Genomic DNA, 4,750 nt, shown 5'->3' on the forward strand with positions numbered 1-4,750 from the left:
CGCAGGCCAGGATGCCGAACGAGCCCGGTCAGCGGCGGGCGGCGCCGAGTCGCTGCTGTTCCACCGTGGTGGGGCACAGCCAGACGTACTGTGCGCCGTCGCCGCCGAGCAGCGCGAGCATGTCGTCGCGCAAGGTCGGTAGCAGGCCCGTGGTCTCCGCGGGCAGACCGATCACCGAACCGGCGGCGTCGGTCTCGGACCGGGTGAGCCGCTGCACCGCGACGAGGTCGGCCTCTTGGACGGTGGCGAACCCGTACGAGGTGAGCTCGGGGAGCACGGTCAGCCGCGTCTGCCAGCCGGTGGGTGTCAGTGGTTGGGTCGCGCCGGTGGGGCCCTCGTCGTACACGAGGAGCGCGGGCGCCCGGCGGCCGGCCGGCACGGTGAGGTACTGGGTGGGGGGCAGTACGGCGACCTGGCGTGAGTCGCCGGTGGCCCACTGGCTGAAGCCCTGCCAGACCTCGGGCCGGGAGGTGAACACGGCGACCCGCGCCCCGACCGACAGCGCGCGCAGGATGAGCAGGTGGGTCGCCCAGAGCCCGCCGACGAGGACGACACGGGTCGGTTCCGGCCGGAACAGCCGTACGGTGACGGGCTGACGCTGCTGGTCGATGCCGAGGACGAGGCCGCTGCGCGCGGCGGTGGGTCGGATCTCGGCGACGGCCGTGTCGTTCACGACGTGCGCGCCGATGTGCAGGGGCGAGAACGGTCGCGCCTTCGGGGCGGGCGGCTCCTTGCCGTCCCGGGGCAGGGTGCCGGCGGAGTAGATCTTGCCGGCCTGCGGCGTTTCGGTGAACGTCGGCGGGTGCGGCGGCGCCTGCGGTGCCGCGGCGGCGAGCGGGTCGGCGGTGGCCTGCGCGGCGGTGCGGGCACCGGACGCGGCGTCGGCCGACTGCTGGCCGAGGACGGTTCCGCGGCCGTCGGTGGCTTCCTCGGCCTGCTGCTCGGGCCGGGCGGTCCGGTCGGGCCGCTGCTCGGTGGCGGGCGCGGGAGCCCCGAGTACGGGAGCGGTCGGCGGTTGTTGCGGCGCGGAGCCGCTGTCCGGGGCGGGTGTGGTCATCGGGCGCCTCCGCCGCTCGGTGCCGACGTGTACGCGGCGGGTGCCTGCTCACCGTCGAGCCGGAACAGCTCGGCCCCGTACTGCCGGGCAGCGGCCTCCAGCGTCTGGCACGACATGGCGAGTACCTCCGCGGGTGCGGCGACCCGGACGAGGCATCGCAGGGTGGTTTCCTGGCCCTGGGGTTCCAGGATCAGCGTGACGCTGGTGAAGGACGCCGGTGTGGCCGCGAGTCGTTCCAGCATCGAACTGGCCGCGGACAGGCCGGGCCAGGATCGTACCCAGAAGGTCGCGTGTGCCAGGCCGTTGGCGTGCCAGGCGGTCCACTCCTCCCGCGCGGTGGAGTGGTGTGGGTCGTACTCGTCGAGCCCTGCGGAGGTGACCAGCGCGTCGACCAGCTCGTCCGGGCTGAGCAGCGAGGCGCGGAAGCCGTCGCGCCGCAGCAGCTTGGTGGCCCGCCGGGCGAGCGTCGCGACCAGCGTCGGTACGTCGTCGGCGGTCGCGCCGTCCACCACGGTGCGCGCCAGGCTCTGCGCGTCCGCGCGTACCGCCACCCAGAGCGCCTGTTCCTGCGGCGGCGCCTCGCCGGCGAGGGACACCAGCTCCCGGTACGAGTCCGCGTACGCGGGGCCGGCGACGAGCATCCCCGGCGCCGGCACGGTGTGCGTCACGACCTGCAGTACGGTGCCGGGCTGGCCGGCCTCCGTCAGGACCTCGACCAGCTTGTCCACGGGCAACGGCGCCGGGGCCTGGGCGCGGATCCCGGCGGGCGGAAGGACGGCGGCGGCGGCGAACCAGCCCGCGCCGTCCTGCCCCACGCCGATCCGGTCCTGGTCACCCTGCAACACGCGCTCCCGTACGACGAGGTCGGGTGCCAACGCGCGCAGCGCGGTCAGTCGCATGTCCTCGGCCGGCACCCGGCGCGCCGAACGGCGGCGCCGGAACTGCCAGCGCAACGCCAGGATCTCGGTCCACCACCGGCCGCCGCTGCGCCCGAACGCGAGGATGAGCAGCAGGACGCCGAGCACGATCGCGATCGCGCCGACGAGCGGGTGGCGCACGAAGACCAGCGCCACGGCCACGAGTACGCCCTCGGCCAAGAGCAGCTGGAGGACGCTGACGCCGCCGATCCGGCCGGACCGGCGACGCGTGCGCATCAGCGGTGGTTGCCGGGCTGCCACGGGATCGGCGCCGATGCGTGCGCTCCCGCGTACACCCGGCGGCGGTGACTGGTTGCTGGCCATCGCCGTGCCGCACCCCTCTCGGCTCCACGCCGCCGCATGCCGGCGTCGTCGCTCACGTCACATGGTAGGGAAGACGGACGCTCGTGGCGCAGCACGAGCGTCCGGCCGGCTGTCCGGCGTCAGGACCTGTCGGCTTCCGGTTCCTTGAACAGGTGCACCGGTACGGACGGCATGTCGGCCTCGGGATCGTCGTACGGCCCGGCTGTCCGGCCGGCCCGCCAGCGGCGACGCCGGCCACGCGGCAGGTACACCATCGCGGCGATGATCAGCAGCGCGGCGGCGATGCCGGAGCCGGTGCCGATGAGCGCGAGGTTGGTGCTGGTGGCCCAGGCGTGTGCGCGCATCTGGGCGGCCTTGTCGATGTGCTTGGCGGGCGCCGAGGGGAGCGCCCGGCCGGGTCCGTCGGCGGTCCGTCCGACGACCGCCTGGTACGGGTCGGCGATGCCCCACCCGTAGTGCCGGCCTGGGGCCGCCTCGCCGCCCGGCGCGGCCGTGGCCTCCAGCCGGTGTACCAGCTCGTCGACGCTGAGGTCGGGCTTGTGGCTCCAGGCCAGCGCGGCGACGGCGCTGGCGAAGCCGGCGGCGAACGCGGACCCGTCGACCAGGACCATCCCGGACCCGGCCTGCGTGGTCACCACGGACGCGCCCGGCGCGACCAGCCCTACGAACTCGCCGCTGCCGGAGTTCTCCGACACCGTCCCGTCCGCGGCGAGCGTGCCCACAGCGAGAACTCCCGGGTACGCGGCGGGATAGGGGACGGGGTTTTGTTCGGTGCCGAGGTCTCCGGTCGCTGCGACCACGAGTACACCGTGCCGGTGCGCCGCCGCCACCGCCGACTTCAGCCCGGCATCGTCCGTGTATGTGGCGTACGGCACGGTGACGATGGTGGCGCCGTGGCCGACCGCCCAGGTGATGCCCTTGGCCAGGAGCTTCGGATCCACGTTCGAGTCCGGGACCTGGTTGGCGGCGGTGAGTGCGACCGGCAGCAGTCGGGCGTCCGGCGCGATCCCCCGGAAGCCGACTCCGGCACTGGACTTCGCCGCGATCACCCCGGCGACCTGCGTACCGTGGCCCGCGCAGTCCTTGTTTCCGGCGCTCTTGCCGTCGCCGACGTTGGTACCGGTGAGCACCCGCCCGGACAGTTGCGGCTGGTTGCCGTCGATGCCGGTGTCCACCACCGCGACGGTCTGCCCGCGGCCGGTGGCGAACGGCCACACGCGCTGCGGGTCGAGGGTCATCTGCGCCCACGGCAACGGCTTGTACGTCTTTCCGGGGGCGACGCATCGCTCCTCGGCGTCGGCAGGTCTCGCTGAGGTAACTGCCACCGACCCGATCGCAAGCACGCTGAGAGTGGCGGCGATCACTCGCCGTAGAACTCGGCCCTGCCGACGGTCTGTCATCGTGTCCCCTTGCCAGTTCGCTGCCGCATCGATCAGGGTAGTGGTCGTCCGCCGCCGCCCGTACCCCTCCTGGCGCCCAAGATCATGCTCTGCAATCCTTGCAGGACTGGGTACTCTCAGCGTGGGCGTGCGTCATGGAATGTGGTTCTTGACCGCCTGATGCACGATGGCCGGTGTGGGGAGGTGTGCAGTGACGGAACGTAAGAGCGCGGACTGGGAAGCCATCGGCGGCATGCTGGCGGACCTGAAGGGCGCCTCCAGCCGGGTGGAGGACATCCACAGCGAGTCGATGAAGATCACCGGCGTGGCCTGGTCCGGCGATGGGCTCATCAAGGCCGTGGTCGGCCCGCGCGGACAGCTCCTCGAACTGGAGCTCGACCCGCGACTGTTCCGTAAGCCCGACTCGAAGGGGTTGGCCGCCGCGATCGTCGCCACCACCAGGGCCGCGGCCGAGGAGGCCATGGCCAAGGGTCAGGAGCTGATGGACAAGGCACTGCCCAGCGACCTGCGTCTCGGCCGGATCGGCGGCATGGACATCTCGAAGTTCCTCACCAGCACCGACGCGGACCTGCGTGAGCGGGAGGAGAAGAACGATGGGTGAGTACGTCGACGTCGTCGGGGGCGCGGAGCGCCTGTCCCTCAAGGCAACCGGGTACCGCGACCACTTGACGAGTCTGCACGGCGACATCATGTCCAAGGTCGCGAAGGTCATGGACCACGAGAAGTGGGGAGAGCCCGACGAGTTCACCACGACGTTCCGTGGTGGGGACAAGGGCTACGACGCCGCGCGCAACCTGCTCTTCGGCAGCGGCCATGACAAGGGCGCCCTGACGATGATGGCGAAGAACGCCGACGCGCTGCTCGAGGTGTACGCGAACGCCATGATGAACTACGCGGACCAGGACACCGAAGGCGGTCGGGCGATCCACAGCGTGCACACCGAGACCAAGAACGCCTGACAGTCCAGGCAACAACCAGTCGTACACGATCGGGGCGGTGTGAACCGCCCCGATCTCTGATGGAAGGGCGATGAGAAGTGGGAGGTGCCGTGC

At 72.2% G+C, this 4,750-nt stretch carries 5 protein-coding genes; 2 read left to right on the forward strand and 3 right to left on the reverse strand.

Annotated elements, in window-relative coordinates; genetic code table 11:
- Positions 1-28: 28 nt before the first annotated feature.
- The 3 genes from Aru02nite_RS21990 to Aru02nite_RS22000 form a co-directional block, all read right to left on the reverse strand.
- On the reverse strand, positions 29-1,057 hold the full coding sequence (locus Aru02nite_RS21990; RefSeq protein ID WP_203660662.1) for a hypothetical protein: 1,029 nt from the start codon (positions 1,055-1,057) through the stop codon (positions 29-31).
- A complete protein-coding gene (locus tag Aru02nite_RS21995; protein ID WP_203660663.1) occupies positions 1,054-2,211 on the reverse strand; it encodes a type VII secretion protein EccE in 1,158 nt (385 codons plus the stop codon). The genes Aru02nite_RS21990 and Aru02nite_RS21995 overlap by 4 nt, the downstream gene beginning before the upstream one ends.
- 206 nt (positions 2,212-2,417) lie before the next feature.
- Positions 2,418-3,623 (reverse strand): S8 family serine peptidase, encoded by a 1,206-nt coding sequence (locus Aru02nite_RS22000; protein ID WP_203660664.1) that lies wholly within the window; start codon positions 3,621-3,623, stop codon positions 2,418-2,420.
- Between the two features lie 265 nt (positions 3,624-3,888).
- Here Aru02nite_RS22000 and Aru02nite_RS22005 point away from each other — a divergent pair, with 265 nt between their 5' ends.
- Together Aru02nite_RS22005 and Aru02nite_RS22010 are read left to right on the forward strand one after the other, a co-directional pair.
- Entirely contained in the window at positions 3,889-4,299 is a 411-nt protein-coding gene (locus tag Aru02nite_RS22005; protein ID WP_203660666.1) for a YbaB/EbfC family nucleoid-associated protein, read from the forward strand.
- Entirely contained in the window at positions 4,292-4,657 is a 366-nt protein-coding gene (locus Aru02nite_RS22010) for a hypothetical protein (protein ID WP_203660668.1), read from the forward strand. Before Aru02nite_RS22005 ends, Aru02nite_RS22010 begins: the two co-directional genes overlap by 8 nt.
- Positions 4,658-4,750 lie beyond the last annotated feature (93 nt).

Source organism: Actinocatenispora rupis (assembly GCF_016861975.1).
Classification (GTDB): Bacteria; Actinomycetota; Actinomycetes; order Mycobacteriales; family Micromonosporaceae; genus Actinocatenispora; species Actinocatenispora rupis.